The sequence below is a fragment of the Roseovarius sp. YIN77 genome, from assembly GCF_057219155.1.
Map to the genome: position 1 here is coordinate 1 of NZ_JBXVVI010000017.1, position 15,988 is coordinate 15,988.

The following is a 15,988-nucleotide window of genomic DNA, read 5'->3' on the forward strand; positions in this document are numbered from 1 at the left end:
CGCGCCGATATCGTCGTGGCCGCCGTCGGCCGCCCGGAAATGGTCCCCGGCGATTGGATCAAGGAGGGCGCCACCGTCATCGACGTGGGCATCAACCGCATTGAACGTGACGGCAAGAACGTCCTAGTCGGTGATGTTGACTTCGCCTCCGCCTCCCAACGCGCCGGCGCCATCACCCCCGTCCCCGGCGGCGTCGGCCCCATGACCATCGCATGCCTCCTGGCCAACACAGTCACAGCATGCTGCCGCGCAAATAACCTACCAGAACCAGAAGGCCTAACAGCCTAAAGGGGGGGGTTCTGGTATCAGTTTGATATTTAAGACTATTTTGAACGCCCCAAACACCGTTTTGGGGCGTTTTTCGTTGCAAATATTGTTGCCGGACTTGAGTCAATCAAATGCAAATTGTAAACATTGTTTAGTTTGTAGCGTAAATGTGAGGCCGCATGAATAAGGCGACCGCTTGGATTTCCGGGGATCATTCCCTGTTTCAATATTCGTTATACTGGGTCGTGCTGACGACGATCAGCACGGTTGCCGGTCCTTTCGGGACATATGCTCAGGTGGATCGACCAGAGCGGTTCGTGCTTTGGGCCTATGTGATTTTCGTGGCCCTGATCGAAGTTTGGATTGCAAAACGGATTGTTGCATCTTTGTTGCCAAGATCGTCGGAACGACAGAAGGCCTTGTGCTTCTGCATTCTGTTTTCGACGATGTTTGCGATCTATCCGCTTTGCTGTGCTGCCCCCTTTACCGAGGCGTCATATATTCACCGGATCGAGGCAACAGTTGCGGCCTGCGCCATATGTGCCCTCAGCCATGTCAGTACGTTCCTGAACGGTGATGCGAAGATAGTGGAAGAGACAAACATCCCCCGCCTGATCCAGCGCTTGCCGGTTGATAAACAGGGGACGTTGCTGCGCATGACCGCCCGTGATCATTATGTAGAAGTGTATACCGACAAAGGGGTTCACAAACTTCTTATGCGCCTGCGCGACGCGACAGAGGAGGCGCGCGCCGATGGCATCGATGGGTTTTGTGTGCATCGGTCGCATTGGGTTATGCGGGAGGCGATTGACTATGTTGAAGTTGTCGGTGCGCGCAGTTATTTGCACCTCAAGGATGGGTCGCAGATCCCGATCGGCAAAAAGTATCAACATAATGTGGTTGAGGCCGGCTATCTGTGACCCCGCGGCATGGGGATCATGATCGGTGGCGAGGCCAGCAGAATGGCTCGTGCCTCGTCCTGCATCAACCGAGCGAACGCCCGATCACTGCTGCGCATACCGCCTGTATAGCTTCCATAGGCAGGCAGGATCAGGCGCGAAGAATCCAGTAGAAAACAGCGTTGGGTCATGGCCCGCCCGCGAAGGTGGATCGTAGCTTTGGGGTGGTAGTGGCCGGATATTTCTGACGTTGCCTCGGGATCAGCGATGTGGCGGAATGTCAGGCCGCATTCGACGCATTCCTGCAGGTGGCTGCCACCCAATGTCATAGGGGCCGGGTCGTGATTGCCTGCGATCCATACCCATCGCCGTCCCGCCATTAGGCGCATGATCCAATCTCGTTGATCCGGTTCCAGTTCCCCAACAGCAGCGTCGTCGTCAAAACTGTCGCCCAGGCAGATGACACGCGCGGGCTCGGTCCCCCGGATATCGGTTTCCAACCGGTTTAGCGTGTCCTCTATTTCATACGGGGGCAGGGCCAGCCCGCCCAATCGTGCCCGCCGCCCGGATTTGCCCAGATGCAGATCCGACACGCATAGGGTTCGCGCCTCTGGCAGATACAGTGCCCCGGAGGGCAGGGCCAGCAGATCAACACCGCAGAAGGTAAACCGGAGCCCGTTCAGATCGCTGCTCATCCCAAACCTTCCAGCCCAGAGGTCGACAGTATTTCGGCAGCCTCGGCAAACAGGCGCTCTTCTGCCTGCCCTTTGATCGGCACCTTGCCCACTTCCAACAACAAGGGCGCAGCAAAGGGGGTAATTCTGTCAACGGCCACATGATCGACCCGACCACGGGTGCGTGCCAACATTTCTTCGATCCGGCCGTAATCCACCAACCCGCACAAGGCTTCTTGCCGGGTGATACGCAACATCAGATGATCCGGGTCATATTTCATCAGTGTGTCATAAAGGATATCAGATGAAAACGTCGTCTGCCGTCCGGATTTCCGCGCCCCGGGGGCATTGCGATCAATCAGTCCGGCGATGGTGGCGACGGTCTTGAACGTCCGTTTCATCACCGCATTGCCCGACAGCCAAGTTTCAAACCCCTCTCGCAGTCCTTGCGCTGATAACAGCGCTGCCGGATCAGATACTTCCTCCAACCCCCAGATCAACGTCGCGTAATCGCTGGAGACGAACCCCAAAGGCGCCAGCCCCATTTCCTCCATCCTCTGGGTCAGCAAGAGCCCCAGTGTTTGCTGCGCATTGCGCCCGGAAAAGCCGTAGATGCACAGGTGGTGTCGTCCGTCATGGGGGAAGGTTTCTGCCAATATGCGATCCGCCTCTGGTAGACGCGACACACCCTGCTGTAGGCGCAGCCAATCCTGTGTGTGGTCGGGCAATGCGTTCCAGTCCCCCGTTCGAAACATCCGCAGCATCCGTGCCGATAGCTGGGTGGAGGTTGAAAACTTCGTCCCGGAAAACACCGCGATTTTGGGTTTGCGCCCGCCGCGTTTCGACACTTCCACCGTCATTTCGCGCAGCCTCTCATAACGCACGATCTGACCGCCGATCAGGAATGTGTCTCCCGGGGTTAAAGAGGCAGCAAAGGCCTCCTCGACCTCCCCCAGTGGCCTGCCGCCCCGGCTACCTTTCATCCGCACGGCCAGCAGGTCGGCATCCTGAATGGTGCCCAGATTCATCCGGATCAGGCTGGCCGAACGCGGGTCACGCAACTGCCAGTGCCCGTCCCGTTCTACGAGCCGCTGCCAACGGTCATAGCGTTTCAGCGCATAGCCTCCAGTGGCGCAGAAGCTCAGGCAATCGTCAAATTCAGCGCGGGTCAGATCGGCATAGGCGCCGCAGGTGGTGACTTCGGCAAACAAGTCATCCGACCGAAACCCGCCCGCGCAGGCGGCAATCAGGATATGCTGGCACAACACGTCGCGCGGCCCCGGTCCTCGTGGATCACCATCCAGATCGTGTTCGCGCGCGGCCTCCAGCGCAGCATGGCATTCAATCACCTCAAACCGGTTGGCAGGCACCAGCCGCGCCTTGGATGGGGCGTTGTACCGGTGGTTGGCGCGGCCAATGCGCTGGATCAGGCGCTTGACGTTTTTCGGTGCGCCGATCTGGATCACCAGATCGACATCACCCCAGTCGATCCCCAGATCAAGGCTGCCGGTGCAGACAATCGCGCGCAACTCTCCCTGCACCATTGCTGCCTCCACCCGTTTGCGCTGTTCCAGCGCCAGTGATCCATGGTGGATGCCGATGGGCAAGCCGTCCTCGTTCGCCAACCACAGGTGGTGAAAAAAAATCTCGGCCTGCGCCCGCGTGTTGTGAAAGATCAGGGTCGTTTTGTGCTTTCGTATCTCCTCCAACACCTCAGGGATCGCATAGCGCCCGCCGCCCCCGGCCCAGGGGGGCGGATCGGGCAGGTTCAGCATGGCGATATCCGGGTCCGGTCCGGGATCGGCGTTCAACACCTTGCACGGATCGGGATGGCACGCCAAAAGCCCGGCAATGGCGGCAGGATCCTCGACCGTGGCAGATAGACCCACCCGGCGCAGGGCGGGGCAAAACCGTTGCAAGCGGCTGAGGCACAGCATCAGCTGATCGCCACGTTTTGATTCTGACAGGGCGTGGATCTCATCCACAATCACCCGCTTCAGCCCGGCAAAGGTGCGATGGGCATCGTCATAGGACAGAAGCAGCGCAAGGCTTTCGGGTGTCGTCAACAGGATATGCGGCGGATCGGCCCGTTGCCGCTTGCGCCGCGACTGTGGCGTGTCACCGGTGCGATCCTCGATCCGGATTGGCAAGCCCATCTCTGTCACCGGGGTTGTCAGGTTGCGCCGGATATCCGCGGCCAGCGCCTTGAGCGGAGAAATATAAAGCGTGTGCAGTCCCTGATGTTCCCCATCTGCCAATTCTATGAGGCTCGGCAAAAACCCGGCCAATGTCTTACCCCCGCCAGTTGGCGCAACAAGCATCAGCGCTGGGGCATCGGCGCGGTCCAGCATTGCCACCTGATGCGGATGGATGGACCAGCCACGGGTATCGAACCAATCGCAAAATGGGGTGGGCAGTGTGCTCATGGGTAGAGGTTAGGCGCTGCAAGTAGGGAAGAAAACCACCTGAAATTTCGCACCGTCGTGATGCAGTCGCAATACCGACGTAATACCGACAGACGATTCTAGCGTCGGGTCAGGGGAACGACGCTGTCATCGGGCGCAGGGGCGATCTCCTCGAAATCGAAATTATCCAGCCGCTCCGCCCGCTTTCCGGCCCGCGTTGCCGCAGTCAGGATACCGCCGACATCGTCACCGGCTTGGCGCAAATGGGTTTCCAGTTTTCCGGCCCGTTCGCCGATCAGTTCCACATCCCGGTGCAGATGTTTCAGGGCGATTCTGATGGCACCGGCCTGTTCGCGCATCCGCGCATCTTTCAGGATCGCTCGCATGGTGTTCAGGGTCGCCATGCAGGTTGTTGGTGACACGATCCAGACCCGTGCGGCGAACCCTTCGCGCACCAATTCGCCGAAATTGGCGTGGAGTTCGGCATAGACGGCCTCTGAGGGCAGGAACATCAGGGCACCATCGGCGGTTTCGCCTTCAATGATGTACCGCTCTGAAATATCGCGGATATGTTTCTTGACCGAGGTGCGAAAAGCGCGTGTTGCCTCGGTCAGATCACGTTCATTTCCGGCATTTCGCAAGGCCTCATAGGCTTCCAGTGGAAATTTGCTGTCGATCACGATCGGCCCCGGCGGGTTGGGCAGATGGATCAGGCAATCAGCCCGTTTTCCGTTTGATAACGTGGCCTGCAAATTGAAACTGTCCGACGGTAGCGCCTTGGTCACGATGTCATTGAGCTGGATTTCGCCAAAGGCCCCACGGGTCTGTTTGTTCGATAGAATATCCTGCAGGCTCAGCACGTCACCCGACAGTTTTTCGATATTGGCCTGCGCCTTGTCGATGGTTGACAGCCGCTCCTGCAGCTCGGTCAGGGACCGCGTGGTCTTGACCGAACTGCCATGCAGGCTGTCGGTCATATTCCGCTGCACCTCCGACAAGCGCCGTTCCATCATCTGCAACATAGACGTCTGCGCCTTCGCCTGCGCCTCCGCCACGTGGGACAGGCCGCCGGAGAGCTGTTGTTGGCCATCGGATAGGGATTGGACGCGCTGTCCCAACTGATTGATATGATGTGACAATGGTGCGGTTATTTGAGTGGACCGACCAACCGCCCGAATGGCGACTAGCAGCAGGATCAGGATCAAAACAACCGCCCCGCCGGGGATCAGGATCACCGGGTCGGTCCAGTTAAAGCTTTGTCCTGCAATCTGGATCATGTGCGGCCAAACAGCCTTTCGATATCTTTCAGTTTCAGTTCCACATAGGTGGGGCGGCCGTGATTGCATTGGCCGGAATGGGGCGTGGCTTCCATTTCGCGCAAAAGCGCATTCATTTCTTCTGCGCTCATCCGACGCCCCGAGCGGACAGACCCATGACAAGCAACACGGCTAAGAATGGCCTCCAACCGCGACTGTAAGGCCTGACTTTCGCCCTGATCGGCCAGTTCGTCCAAGATGTCCAAAATCAATGCGCGTGCATCCACCTGCCCCAACAGCGCCGGGGTTTCTCGCACCGCAACCGTGCCCGGACCAAAGGGCTCAAGCATCAGGCCCAACTGAGCCAACTCATCTGCATGGCCCAGAATTTGCGCGGCGTCACTCTCAGAAAGATCAATAATTTCAGGGATTAAAAGCGCCTGTGTCCGAACGCCATTTTCAGCCATTTGGCGTTTCAGTCTTTCATAGACCAGCCGCTCATGGGCGGCGTGTTGATCAACGATCACCATTCCATCCGCAGTTTGGGCGATGATGTAGTTTTCATGCACCTGCGCCCGGGCAGCCCCCAAAGGTTGATCGGAAAGAGATGTTTCAGCGTCTTCTAAAGCAGGGGCTTCCACACGGGCTGACCGGGCGACCGCTTCGGCAAACCCGGGTTGCTGGATTGGTGGTGCCTGAACTGCGTAGGCGTTTTGCAGAGTGCCCTGGCGGGGGCGATCCATCTGATACACGCGCGCGGTCTGCGATGTTGCGGGTTCAACCCGCATGGCGCCGAGAACGCCATCCGCGACGGTAGATGATGCGCGATGCCCTGCCTCTGCCAACGCGTGCCGCAGGGTAGACACGATCAACCCGCGCACCAGTCCGGGATCACGAAAACGAACCTCTGCCTTGGCGGGGTGAACGTTCACATCCACCTTATGCGGGTCGCAATCCACAAACAAAGCCGCCGCAGGGTGCCGGTCTCGTGACAAGAAATCCGAATACGCACCACGCAATGCCCCGATCAACAACTTGTCGCGGACAGGGCGGCCATTGACGAACAGAAATTGCTGCACCGCCGATCCGCGCGAATAGGTGGGCAGAGCGGCATAGCCTGTCAGGCCGATGCCCTCCCGCTCAGCCTCTATCCGAACTGAGTTTTCGGCAAATTCAGATCCAAGTATCCGCCGCAAGCGACCATGCAGGGCATCGAACAAATCACCAGTTTCCGCATCCGCACGAAACAGTTCTCGCGGTTTGTCCCCTGAGACGTCGCGCAGGCTGAATGCGATAAAGGGCTCTGCCATTGCCAGCCGTTTAACTACATCATTGATTGCTTGCGCCTCTGCCCGATCCGTGCGCATGAATTTCAGTCGGGCGGGTGTGGCGTAAAAAAGATCACGCAATTCAACGATGGTTCCACCGCTCAGCGCTGCCGGTCTAACCACCCCGAGTTGCCCGCCGGAAACCGAAAGACTTGCGCCTTCTTCTTCTGACGAACGCGAGGTGATTGTCAGCCGTCCGACGGCACCCAATGACGGCAACGCCTCCCCTCGAAATCCGAATGTGTGAATATCCAGAAGGTCCGATCCGTCGATTTTCGATGTCGCATGGCGCGACAAGGCCATGGGCAGGTCCTCGGTAGTCATACCGCATCCATCATCGCGCACACGGATCAGTATCTTGCCACCATCGGTATAGTCGATATCAATCCGGCGTGCCCCCGCATCGATGGCGTTCTCTACCAACTCTTTCACCGCAGACGCGGGGCGTTCCACGACCTCGCCTGCCGCGATCCGATTGATTGCCGCATCGTCGAGCTGTCGAATGACGGGTCGATTTTCGCTTATATTGGGGTTAAGGGCGGTCATGGCACAAGGTTTAGCATGAATTCAGTCGATTCTGCTATTGGAAATCGGGATGGTTCACAAACCTTCTGGTTGGCCGACAACCACGAAATAGAGCCCCTCTGGATCCAACAATCGGCTGGCCACGCGCAAAATATCGTCTTGCGTTACGGCGTTAACCTTATCGTTGCGTGTGGCGATATAGTCGATGCCAAAGCCCTGCAGCTGCATCGACGCCAAGATATTGGCAATCTGCGCATTGCCATCAAACCTGAGCGGATAGGAGCCGGTCAAATAGGTTTGGGCGTCTTTCAGCTCTTTTGCGCCGACACCGTCGTCGATCATCCGTTGCCATTCGATCCGGACCAACTCAATCGCCTCGGCTATGGTGTCATTCGATGAGGCGACTCGCCCCATGAAGAGTTCCGACATCTCCATATCGACCAAAAACGTGTTGATGCCATAAGTTAACCCACGTTTTTCCCGGATTTCATCGACCAAGCGAGACGTAAATCCACCACCGCCCAGAATGCGGTTCATCACAAAGGCAGCGAAGAAATCGGGGTCCTCTCTTTTCAATCCCGCATGGCCGAACAAAGCAACCGATTGCGGTGTGTCAAAGGGGATGACCTCTACGCCGCCGTCGGGTTGGAAGGCGATTTCTTCCGGAAAGGGGGCGCCGATCTCAGGCAACTCGCCTAAGAGGGTGTCTATAAGTGTGCCAAGCTCTTCGGCAGTTATGTCCCCTACGACCCCGATATAGACGTGATCAAGAGTCATGGTTCTTGCTTTGGCTTCGACCAGATCTTCGCGGGTCAGGGCGGTTACGCTTTCGATCGATCCATCGCGCGAACTGCCATAGGGATGATCACCAAAAGCCGCGACATCGAACGCTTTGCTGGCAATGCTGTTTGGGTCTTGTTCACTAGACCGGATATTTGACAAAACTTGCGCGCGCACGCGATCCACAGCAGTGTCATCAAAACGCGGTTGCGTCAGCGCAAGGCGCAATAAATCCACCGCCTGATCGCGGTTTTCTGACAGGAAGCGGGCGGAGATTCGGAGCGTGTCATCGCCAGCCTCGAACCCAAAGTGGGCTGATAATTCTTCGCGTGCAGTGGCAAAAGCGCGGGCATCCAGATCACCGGCCCCTTCTTCCAACGTTGCCATCATTAGATTTGTGGCGCCACGCTTGCCGGGGGCGTCCAATACCGCTCCACCTTTGAAGCGGATTTCCAACGCTGTGAAGGGGAGCGTGTGCTCTTCGACAAGCCAAGCTTTGATCCCACCTTCTGATGTGATGGGTTGGATGTTGACCTCTGTCCAAGCAGGGAGTGCCGATGAGAACCAAATCAGAGTCAGAAATGCAAAACGCATCATTCCGTCGCCTCCTCGGACGTTGGTTTGGTCAACCAACCGGTCACGGATTTTTTCGTGTCAAACACGCGCCGTGCAGCGGACAATATATCATCTTCGTCGATCGACTGAACGATGTCTGGCCAATCCTCAATGTCTTGAAGCGTAAGGCCTGCAGTCAAGGCGCTGCCATAGCGCCGCGCCAGTCCTGATGCGCTGTCATCGGCATAGATGCGTGAAGCGCGGGCTTGCTGTTTAACACGTGCCAGCTGTTCTGGATCAATGCCCTCATTCAGAAACTCGGATATTGCCTGATCGAGTTCTGCCTCTGCCGTTTCCAAGGAAATGCCTTCGGCAGGCACGACAAACACCGTGAAGCTCGTATCATCATAGGTGGTGCCATCATAATAAGCGGCGCTGTGAATGGCGATCTGCTTGTCAAACTGCAATTTTCCGGCCAGCACTGATGTTGTCGAACTTCCGCCAAGCAACTGGGCCAAAATCGTCAACGCGGCGGCCTCTTCTTGTGCGCCACTGTCGCGTTCTGGTGCGAGGTAGCTCCGAACAATGTATGGCTGTCCGACGCGAGCATCCTCCATCGTCAGGCGACGCGCAGACAGTTGTGGCGGTTCCTGAGGTCTTTCTCGAGGTCCCAACCCCTCAGTAGGTTCAAGCGGGCCGAAATGCGCCTTTGCCAATGCGTAAACGTCGTCGGGCATCACATCGCCTGCGACGATCAGGATTGCATTGTTGGGCGCGTAGAAAGTTCGATAAAAATCGAGCGCATCATTCAGCGTCAAATTCTCTATCTCGTGGCGCCAACCGATCACCGGGACCGAATAGGGATGGTTCAGATAGAGCGCTGCATTTCGTTGCTCAGCGAATAAAGAACCAGGATCCCCGTCTGTCCTTTGCGCCCGTTCTTCCAGCACCACATCGCGTTCGGTGAGCATGTCCGCTTCGGTCAGTTGCAAATCGCGCATCCGGTCTGCTTCCATCCGGATGACCATTTCCAGCCGATCTGCCGCGATACGCTGGAAATAGGCGGTCTGATCGCGGCTGGTAAAGGCATTGTCACTGCCCCCATTTGCGGCAACGATTTCAGAAAATTCCCCTGGCGCCAGATCATCCGTGCCCTTAAACAGAAGATGTTCCAAAAAATGTGCGATTCCGGACTTACCCGGCGGTTCATCGGCTGACCCAGCCCTGTACCAAACGATGTTGACCACCACCGGGGCGCGGTGATCTTCCAGCACGACAATTTCCATCCCGTTGTCCAGCGTGAATGAACTGACGGTTTCAGCAAAAGTTGGCGTTGCCGGAACCAAAATCAGGATCACCAATCGGCCAAAAAAGGCACTGAACTTTCGGGGCATAAAGTCTCCTAACCGCGATACTGCTTTGGGCAAATGTAACCCCGAAAATTGTCGGTTCAAGCCGACAAACACCTTTGTGACATTCCGTGGTCAACCTTCCGGGTCGGGAGGGGCGGCTGGCGTCCAGATGCCCAGCCTGCGTAGCCGCAAAAGCTCCGCATGTTGGTCAAGAGATTGGTCACGATAGGCCTTGAAATAGATATTTAAGTTGAACCAACGCTCAAGCAGCCTTCCGTCATTATCACGGCGGTATTCAAGATCCTCAACAGCGAGAACCTGACGGATATCGGCCTGGCGTCCGAAGCGGGATGCAAAGTTCACCAAACCACCATCGCTATCAATGCTTCCGTCCCGCGCAACGATTTGTGGCTGACCGCCAAGTGCTGCAATTGCATCAGATGTTGGGGTCGGATCAATGCGATTTCCACCGCCAGGGGTTGGTGTCGGCAAAGCGGCATAGGTTTCTGGTGCTTCCAACGGCTTGTTGGGCAGAACTGTGAATTCGTCAGGTGTTTTTGTTCTGGGGAAATTCGCCAGATTGGGCTCTTTGTTTCGGTTGCCACATGCAGACAACGCCACAGCAACCACTGCCAAAATGGTAAATCCGCTAAACACCTTGTGCATCGAGCGCTCCCTAATCTAATTTAGATGTTCCATAGCGCATCCCGGTGGGCGCGTCACGGGGTCTTCTTATCCGGTGTAAACAAGATTAATCCAAATGCCCCAACGAAGATGGCAATGTCGGCGACGTTGAACGCATATGGGTTATCAATCCCACAGCATGACATGTTCAGAAAATCGGCAACGGCACCATAGATAAAACGATCAAGGACATTACCCAAGGCACCGCCGATCAAAATGCCCGAGGAGACATATGCGATCGGCCGATGTTCCCCCCTGTACATCCAAACAAATACCCATGTGCAGATGGCCAAGGCGATGATGATCAACAACCATCTTGATGTGTCGAACAGGCCAAAATTGATGCCATAATTCCAAGCCATCCGAAAATTTAGAATCGGGGACAGCACATCTATGCTACCCAGTTCCTTCAAATTCAGTGCATGAACCACCAGAAGCTTTGTCAGTTGATCCAGTAGAAATGTCGCAAGTGCGGCCCAGAATAATGGTTTCATACAATGCCCTTAATGAAGGAAATGACGCATGCCGGTAAAGACCATCGCCAATCCGGCCTCGTCCGCGGCCTTGATCACATCATCATCGCGCATCGAACCACCTGGCTGAATGACAGAGGTCGCACCCGCGGCGGCGGCCTCCAGTAAACCATCGGCGAAAGGGAAAAATGCGTCAGAGGCAACGGCTGATCCGATGGCGGGACTTTGTTCCAGGCCCAAAGCATCGGCCATGCGCAGCGCCTTGGCAGCCGCGATGTTTGCACTGTCCAGTCGGCTCATCTGACCGGCACCAACACCCACTGTGGCCTGGTCTTTTACATAGACGATGGCATTGGATTTGACATGTTTGGCCACATTCCAGGCAAACAAGAGGTCACGCAATTCTGCGCCTGTTGGGGCACGTTTGGTCACCACTTTAAGATCGTCCAGTCCGATATGTCCAATATCCTTGTCCTGCACCAACAATCCGCCGGCAACTTGTTTGTACGCAGTGATTGGCTGGCCGGGCACCGGCAAACTGTCGGTAGTCAGAAGGCGCAGGTTCTTTTTCGCAGCAAAGATTTGCTTGGCTTCATCACTTGCGCCGGGGGCGATGACAACTTCGGTGAAGATACAGGTAATTTCTTCGGCCGTGGCGGCATCCAGCGGTTGGTTCAGCGCCACGATACCGCCAAATGCAGAAGTGCGGTCACAATCAAATGCTTTCGTGTATGCCTCTTGCAAATTGCCGCCCCGTGCTACACCACAAGGGTTGGCGTGTTTGATTATCGCGCATGCAGCACTTTCAGAAGGATCAAACTCTGCAACCAACTCGTATGCTGCATCCGTGTCATTGATGTTGTTGTAGCTCAACGCCTTGCCCTGATGCTGAACGGCTGTTGCAACACCGGGACGGGCACTGCCATCGGTGTAGAAGGCCGCCGATTGATGCGGGTTTTCCCCATAGCGCAAAGATTGTGAAACATGTCCGGCAAAGACCCTGCGGCGCGGCGTGGTTTCGCCAATTGCACCAGCCATCCATGTTGATACAGCAGCATCGTAGGCACCAGTCCGTGCATAGGCAATCTGGGCAAGCCGCTGGCGGAAGGGAAGCGTGGTTTGCCCCTCGTTTGCATCTAACTCCGTCAACAAGGCATCGTAATCCTCCACATCAACAACGACGCTGACAAAGGAATGGTTTTTAGCAGCAGCCCGAATCATTGCAGGGCCGCCGATATCGATGTTTTCAATGCAGGTGTCGTAGTCTGCGCCCTTGGCCACGGTTTCCTCGAACGGGTACAAATTTACGACAAGCAGATCGATCGCGCCGATACCGTGCGTTTTCATTGCCGCTACATGATCGGCATTGTCGCGCAAAGCCAGAAGGCCACCATGCACCTTGGGGTGCAGGGTTTTAACCCGCCCATCCATCATTTCAGGAAAGCCCGTGACATCAGCGACATCGGTGACGGTTATTCCTGCATCACGCAGCGCACCTGCGGAGCCACCGGTAGATAAAATTTCCACCCCGCGTTTGGTCAATTCGGTGCCAAGTTCTATCAACCCGGTTTTGTCGGAAACAGAAATCAGGGCGCGGCGCAGGGGGGCGAGGTTGGTCATATGGAAGGGTCTCTTTGGTTGCTCAACGGGCCATCAGGTCACTGGTTTCCAGATCGCGCAGGGCACTTGGTGTTTCCTGCGCCTTGGCCAGCGACCAAGTTACGCGGCTCGAATACTCTACTATGCGGGCAGATAGAACCACTTGTTTCGTCGCACGTGGTTTCAGACGATTTTTTTCGAGGTAAACAGAAGGTGCCAGTTGGAGCTCGGCATAGCCATCATGGCGTAAAATCCAGATCTCTCCGCTTTTTAGGGCCATCGACACTGCGGTTCCGCCAAGATCCAACGTGGCATCAACATCGGGATGCAGGTGGAACCTGATGGAGTATGCGATCCCTTGCAGTTGGCTTCGATCCATCATCAGATCAAACCGGTTCTTATCCGACGGTTCCAGCGCCGCCAGAGTATCTTCGCCATCCAGCGTTCGGCCATCTGCACTTAGGTCCAGCTTGCGTGCATGTAGCAGGCCATGGCTGCGTCGATATCCGTCATGTGTACTCAGAAGTGCCGAACCATAGGATGTTCGGTCCTGTTCGCACGTCACGTGGCCCGGTCGTGAGGTCAGCAATTCCTCAGATCGATCACCCGTCGATGTTGCATTCCCCAATCGTGACGATGACACGCCTTCCAAGCCAAGGGTGGAGTGTGACGGAGTCGCTCTGCCCGCGCGCCGCCAGGACGGGCCGAAGTCGCTACCCGATCCGCAATTCACGATCAGTGGCCGCCGGCCTGATGTTAGTTCAAACGCAAGTGTTGAGGCATGCGCGTTGTGTGAATTTCGACCTGATGGAGGCGGGCTGTTATCCACCACCATGGTTGTTCGCCCGCCCGACATGCGCGCATAACCCATGGCAAGCCCATCTGTTTGATGGGATCGTGTGCCAGAGCTTGCCAAAGCGTGATCCAGCCGCCCCTCCAAACCTCGCCCACCCCCATGGAACCGTGCCAAACCGCCATCGGCATGTCGCAGAGCGCGTAGTGCAGGCGCAATTCGCTCGATCGCCGCTATATGATCAGGGGAGGGCGTCCTGCCGGCTTGGTTGAGCGCCAAAGCGGCCCATGTCAGCAACGTGAACACTTCCAACAAATCTTCGGGGTTTCGGTTGGGGATACCGCCATGCTCATCGATTTCTGACCGGCAGTCTTGATTAAATGCCTCCAGTGCAGGGTCGATCAATCGTTCCATGCCCTGAAGCGCGAGCCCCGCATAGATCAGCCCAGTCAGGGCCTCAAATCTTGGTAACCCGCTGGATGCCGACTTCCAGCGTCGCGAAAGGTAGACCACCTGTTTTCCAAGCGATTTGAAATACAGATCAGATGCTGAGGATTTCTGCCCATTCATCAGAAACAAAGCATGATTGATCCACCGGATCAGACGCCGCCCTGTTAGATCAGCCGTCCACCCGGGCCCATTACCGGTTCCATATTTGGTGATCCATTCCTGCGTCCATGCTTGGGCCTTCAGTCGTGCCGCATAGCTGCCGACGGCCGCCAAATCATCCAGCCAGACAAAACCGTGAAGCTCTTCCTCGAACTTTGGGTCGGGCATCGGCAAGCTCCAGATTGAGCCTTCAGGGACCTCAACCAGAAACCCAGCGAACAGAAAATTTCCGGCGATCAGCTGTCGGCCTTTGGCAAATGACCCGATTGTTCGCGGTTCTGGTTGTGATACAAATCCAGCTGCTGCCTTGGCAAAAGATGCCTGCCAAAGCTGAAACCGGTTGATAAGGTGCATTGCCCTCTCTGACAGAGGTGGTGTGCCCGTCAAAATCTGCCCCATCCCGGCTCACATTCAAGAGCCCTCAGTTCGTGTTGCCCAACTTAGATGTAGTTGTGTAAATCATACGATGGGGTGCGGGCTCTGTCATCGGCGAATTCGAACTTTGATTATGATTTGCGAAGACACGCCATATAGAAGCCATCCATGCCGCCGATACTTGCCCAGTAATCCGGACGCAGACGAATACCGCCCAAGGGAGAGCGCCAGTTCTCTTCAATCCAAGACAGCACAGTGGGCTCAATACTGAATTTCGGATTGCGATCCAAGAAATCAGCGATTTGTGTTTCGCCCTCCTGCGGCAACAGCGAGCACGTGCAGTAAACCATTCGGCCACCCGAGCGTAGCAGTGTTCCCGCGTGGTCCAGCATTCTTGCTTGAATGTCGATCAGCTCATCAACCGCTTGGGATGATTTTAGATGAGGCAGATCAGGATGGCGTCGAATGGTGCCCGTTGCAGAACACGGTGCATCCAGAAGGATTGCGTCATATTCGCCTTTGTGGTTCAGCGCGTCGGAATGAACGACGGTTGCCTCTAATCCTGTTCGCGCCAAGTTTTCATGAACACGTTTCAGGCGATCCTTGGACTGATCCAATGCAACAACATTCGCACCTGCTGCAGCCAGTTGCATGGTTTTGCCGCCGGGTGCGGCGCACAGATCGAGAATGGTCTCTCCGGGTCGCGGATTTAGCAGGTGAACCGGCATCGCCGCGGCGGCATCCTGAATCCACCAGTCTCCTTCGGTATATCCGGGCAGCGCACTGACCTGAACCGAGGAGGTCAACCGAACTGAGCCGTTTGGCAGGGCAGTGCCACCAACCAAGGCCGCTAGCTTGTCGGTGTTTCCATCTTTGGGCGTAAGGTCCAAAGGGGCGGTCTCGCTGTGCGCTGCTTCGATCTGCGTTACCGTTTGTTTGCCATAAGCGGTGATCAATTGTTTTCGGAGCCATTTGGGCAGTTGGGGCAGGGGTAACCCTGGCCAGAGTTCGGGGGCTTCGGTCGCGACTTTGCGCAATGTTGCATTTACCAGACCTGCCAGTTTTCCGGGCGCTTTGGCAGCTTTGGTCAGCGATACCGCATCGTGCACGACACCGTGAGGTGCTTCGCCATTTTGACATATCTCTATGACAGCAAGGCGCAGAATGTTCATCACCGGCAAGGGTGGCATTTTGCGCAAGTAACGTCCCAATACCCTGTCTGCCCGATCCATCCAGCGCAACGTTTCCATGGCAAGCCGACGCGCCCGGGCGCTATCAGACGGACTGAGAGCGTTCAGTACCGGGTTTTGAACCAGCAAATCTGACAGTAGGCGCTGATCAGACAGAACGCCGTTGATCAGTATCAGCGCGGCTTTGCGCGCCGGTTGACCTGTTTGCGACATATTTCCCGCTC

12 protein-coding genes and 1 pseudogene are annotated in these 15,988 nt (G+C 56.3%); 2 read left to right on the forward strand and 11 right to left on the reverse strand.

What is annotated here, in order from left to right; genetic code table 11:
* A pseudogene (locus AC2D8P_RS13205) lies at positions 1–288 on the forward strand (bifunctional methylenetetrahydrofolate dehydrogenase/methenyltetrahydrofolate cyclohydrolase); the annotation flags it as partial.
* A 158-nt stretch (positions 289–446) separates the two neighbouring features.
* Complete coding sequence (locus AC2D8P_RS13210) at positions 447–1,187, forward strand: LytTR family DNA-binding domain-containing protein (RefSeq protein WP_484703253.1); 741 nt, start codon at positions 447–449, stop codon at positions 1,185–1,187.
* On the opposite strand, the gene pdeM is transcribed toward AC2D8P_RS13210, so the two are convergent.
* The 11 genes from pdeM to AC2D8P_RS13265 form a co-directional block, all read right to left on the reverse strand.
* A complete protein-coding gene (gene pdeM / locus AC2D8P_RS13215; RefSeq protein WP_484703254.1) occupies positions 1,178–1,861 on the reverse strand; it encodes a ligase-associated DNA damage response endonuclease PdeM in 684 nt (227 codons plus the stop codon). The two genes, AC2D8P_RS13210 and pdeM, sit on opposite strands and share 10 nt — an antisense overlap.
* Positions 1,858–4,266 carry a ligase-associated DNA damage response DEXH box helicase gene (locus AC2D8P_RS13220; protein WP_484703255.1) on the reverse strand — a complete coding sequence of 803 codons (2,409 nt, stop codon included), beginning with the start codon at positions 4,264–4,266 and terminating at the stop codon, positions 1,858–1,860. The genes pdeM and AC2D8P_RS13220 overlap by 4 nt, the downstream gene beginning before the upstream one ends.
* A 98-nt stretch (positions 4,267–4,364) precedes the next feature.
* Positions 4,365–5,522, reverse strand: coding sequence for a DNA recombination protein RmuC (locus AC2D8P_RS13225; RefSeq protein ID WP_484703256.1), 1,158 nt, complete (start codon positions 5,520–5,522; stop codon positions 4,365–4,367).
* Positions 5,519–7,375: a DNA mismatch repair endonuclease MutL gene (mutL, locus tag AC2D8P_RS13230; protein WP_484703257.1), complete on the reverse strand. Its 1,857-nt coding sequence runs from the start codon at positions 7,373–7,375 to the stop codon at positions 5,519–5,521. The genes AC2D8P_RS13225 and mutL overlap by 4 nt, the downstream gene beginning before the upstream one ends.
* A gap of 54 nt (positions 7,376–7,429) precedes the next feature.
* Positions 7,430–8,731, reverse strand: a complete 1,302-nt coding sequence (locus AC2D8P_RS13235) for a M16 family metallopeptidase (protein WP_484703258.1) — start codon at positions 8,729–8,731, stop codon at positions 7,430–7,432.
* Positions 8,728–10,083 (reverse strand): M16 family metallopeptidase, encoded by a 1,356-nt coding sequence (locus AC2D8P_RS13240; protein ID WP_484703259.1) that lies wholly within the window; start codon positions 10,081–10,083, stop codon positions 8,728–8,730. The genes AC2D8P_RS13235 and AC2D8P_RS13240 overlap by 4 nt, the downstream gene beginning before the upstream one ends.
* Positions 10,084–10,173: 90 nt before the next feature.
* The gene (locus AC2D8P_RS13245) at positions 10,174–10,707 is read right to left on the reverse strand and encodes a DUF3035 domain-containing protein (protein ID WP_484703260.1); all 534 of its coding nucleotides are present in this window, start codon (positions 10,705–10,707) and stop codon (positions 10,174–10,176) included.
* A gap of 53 nt (positions 10,708–10,760) precedes the next feature.
* Positions 10,761–11,219, reverse strand: a complete 459-nt coding sequence (gene lspA, locus AC2D8P_RS13250) for a signal peptidase II (protein WP_484703261.1) — start codon at positions 11,217–11,219, stop codon at positions 10,761–10,763.
* A gap of 9 nt (positions 11,220–11,228) precedes the next feature.
* Positions 11,229–12,818: a bifunctional phosphoribosylaminoimidazolecarboxamide formyltransferase/IMP cyclohydrolase gene (purH, locus tag AC2D8P_RS13255; RefSeq protein ID WP_484703262.1), complete on the reverse strand. Its 1,590-nt coding sequence runs from the start codon at positions 12,816–12,818 to the stop codon at positions 11,229–11,231.
* Between the two features lie 22 nt (positions 12,819–12,840).
* Positions 12,841–14,553: a heparinase II/III family protein gene (locus AC2D8P_RS13260; RefSeq protein WP_484703263.1), complete on the reverse strand. Its 1,713-nt coding sequence runs from the start codon at positions 14,551–14,553 to the stop codon at positions 12,841–12,843.
* 152 nt (positions 14,554–14,705) lie between these two features.
* Entirely contained in the window at positions 14,706–15,977 is a 1,272-nt protein-coding gene (locus tag AC2D8P_RS13265; RefSeq protein WP_484703264.1) for an RsmB/NOP family class I SAM-dependent RNA methyltransferase, read from the reverse strand.
* Positions 15,978–15,988 lie beyond the last annotated feature (11 nt).

Excerpts from the sequence above, each read along its gene's own strand:
- AC2D8P_RS13220 (WP_484703255.1), bottom strand. The coding sequence starts at position 4,266 with ATGAGCACACTGCCCACCCCATTTTGCGATTGGTTCGATACCCGTGGC.
- AC2D8P_RS13260 (WP_484703263.1), bottom strand. The coding sequence starts at position 14,553 with ATGCACCTTATCAACCGGTTTCAGCTTTGGCAGGCATCTTTTGCCAAG.
- AC2D8P_RS13240 (WP_484703259.1), bottom strand. The coding sequence starts at position 10,083 with ATGCCCCGAAAGTTCAGTGCCTTTTTTGGCCGATTGGTGATCCTGATT.
- AC2D8P_RS13235 (WP_484703258.1), bottom strand. The coding sequence starts at position 8,731 with ATGATGCGTTTTGCATTTCTGACTCTGATTTGGTTCTCATCGGCACTC.
- mutL (WP_484703257.1), bottom strand. The coding sequence starts at position 7,375 with ATGACCGCCCTTAACCCCAATATAAGCGAAAATCGACCCGTCATTCGA.
- lspA (WP_484703261.1), bottom strand. The coding sequence starts at position 11,219 with ATGAAACCATTATTCTGGGCCGCACTTGCGACATTTCTACTGGATCAA.
- AC2D8P_RS13245 (WP_484703260.1), bottom strand. The coding sequence starts at position 10,707 with ATGCACAAGGTGTTTAGCGGATTTACCATTTTGGCAGTGGTTGCTGTG.
- purH (WP_484703262.1), bottom strand. The coding sequence starts at position 12,818 with ATGACCAACCTCGCCCCCCTGCGCCGCGCCCTGATTTCTGTTTCCGAC.
- AC2D8P_RS13265 (WP_484703264.1), bottom strand. The coding sequence starts at position 15,977 with ATGTCGCAAACAGGTCAACCGGCGCGCAAAGCCGCGCTGATACTGATC.
- AC2D8P_RS13210 (WP_484703253.1), top strand. The coding sequence starts at position 447 with ATGAATAAGGCGACCGCTTGGATTTCCGGGGATCATTCCCTGTTTCAA.
- pdeM (WP_484703254.1), bottom strand. The coding sequence starts at position 1,861 with ATGAGCAGCGATCTGAACGGGCTCCGGTTTACCTTCTGCGGTGTTGAT.
- AC2D8P_RS13225 (WP_484703256.1), bottom strand. The coding sequence starts at position 5,522 with ATGATCCAGATTGCAGGACAAAGCTTTAACTGGACCGACCCGGTGATC.